Origin of the sequence: Pseudoxanthomonas beigongshangi (assembly GCF_016820515.1) — a bacterium.
GTDB classification, from domain to species: Bacteria; Pseudomonadota; Gammaproteobacteria; order Xanthomonadales; family Xanthomonadaceae; genus Pseudoxanthomonas_A; species Pseudoxanthomonas_A beigongshangi.
The window spans coordinates 1-1,386 of the sequence record NZ_JADHDV010000062.1 but is presented as its reverse complement, the minus strand read 5'-3'; the positions used below and the strand labels follow the sequence as shown (position 1 = coordinate 1,386).

Here is a 1,386-nt window from a genome sequence, read left to right as displayed (position 1 = left end):
GTAGAGCGGAGCTTGCTCCGCTGCTCCCCGAACCGAGGCAATCAGCCAACCACGCGGTGGTGAGGCTGGTTCTCGTAGGCGGTGAAGGCCTGGCGGATGTGTTCGCGCAGGTCGTCGTCGTTCCAGGGCTTGGTCAGGAAGCGGTAGATTTCGCCGCGGTTGATCGCTTCGGTGACGGTGGCCAGATCGGTGTAGCCGGACAGCACCAGGCGCACGGTGTCCGGGTACAGCACGCGCACGCGGCCGAGGAACTCGGTGCCGCTCATGTCGGACATGCGCTGGTCGGACAGGATCACCTGCACGTCGTTGGTGGCCAGCAGCTCGAAGGCGTCGTTGACGCTGGAGGCGGCCAGAATGCGGTAGCCGTCGCGGCGGAACAGGCGCACCAGCGAACGCAGGATGTTCTCTTCGTCATCGAGCAGCAGCAGGGTGCGATCCGGCTTGGTGGCGGCGAAGGCGTCGGCGCGAAGGTAGCGCCGGCGCAGCACCGCGCCGGCATCCTCGGCCGACATCGGTTCGCCGAACAGGTGGCCCTGGAACATGTCGCAATGGTTGCGGCGCAGGAAACCCAGCTGGATGTCGGTTTCCACGCCGTGCGCGATCACCTTCATGCCCAGCTGGTGGCCCATCGCGATGATCGCGCAGGTGATGGCGACCTCGCGGTTGCTGGCCGGCACGCCCTTCACGAAGCTGCGATCGATCTTGATCTTGTCGACCGCGAAGCGCACCAGCGAATCCAGGTTGGAATCGCCCATGCCGAAGTCGTCCAGGGTCAGGCGCACGCCTTCGCGGTGCAGGCTGGCGAGGGTGCGATGGACCAGATGGGTATCCTTGGCCAGCGCGTTCTGGCGTACTTCCAGCACCACCATCTGCGCCGGGATGCCGGCGACCTGCATCGCCTCCAGCACTTCCATGACGAAGTTGGGGCGCAGCAGCTGCAGGGTGGAGACGTTGATCGCGATCTCGAAGTCGTCGAAGCCCCAATCGCGCCAGACCCGTGCCTGCCGGAACGCCTCGCGCAGCACCCAGTCGCCGATCTGCACGATCACCCCGAGCTTTTCGGCCACGTGCATGAAGCGCTCGGGGACCAGCACGCCCAGTGCCGGCGAATGCCAGCGCAGCAGCGCTTCCATGCCGACCACGCGGCCGTCGTGGGCGTTGATCTGCGGCTGGTAGTGCAGGCGGAACTCGTTGTTGTCGATCGCGTTGACGATCTGGCGCGCGATGATGCTGTCGCTGCGGATGCTGATGGCGGCGTCGCGGGCATAGCGGCGGACCAGGTTCAGGCCCTCGTGCTTGGCCTGGCCGACCGCGGTCTCCGCGCATTGCAGCAGGCCGGTGACGGTGGTGGCGTCTTCCGGGCACAGCGCCATGCCGACGGTGGCG

Annotated in this window: 1 protein-coding gene; it reads right to left on the bottom strand. The window is 66.7% G+C overall.

Going from position 1 to position 1,386, the window contains the following annotated elements; all coding sequences use genetic code 11:
- Positions 1–41 precede the first annotated feature (41 nt).
- Positions 42–1,386 (bottom strand): EAL domain-containing protein (locus tag IQ458_RS19450; protein ID WP_203323843.1); only part of this gene is annotated, 1,345 nt, incomplete at its 5' end.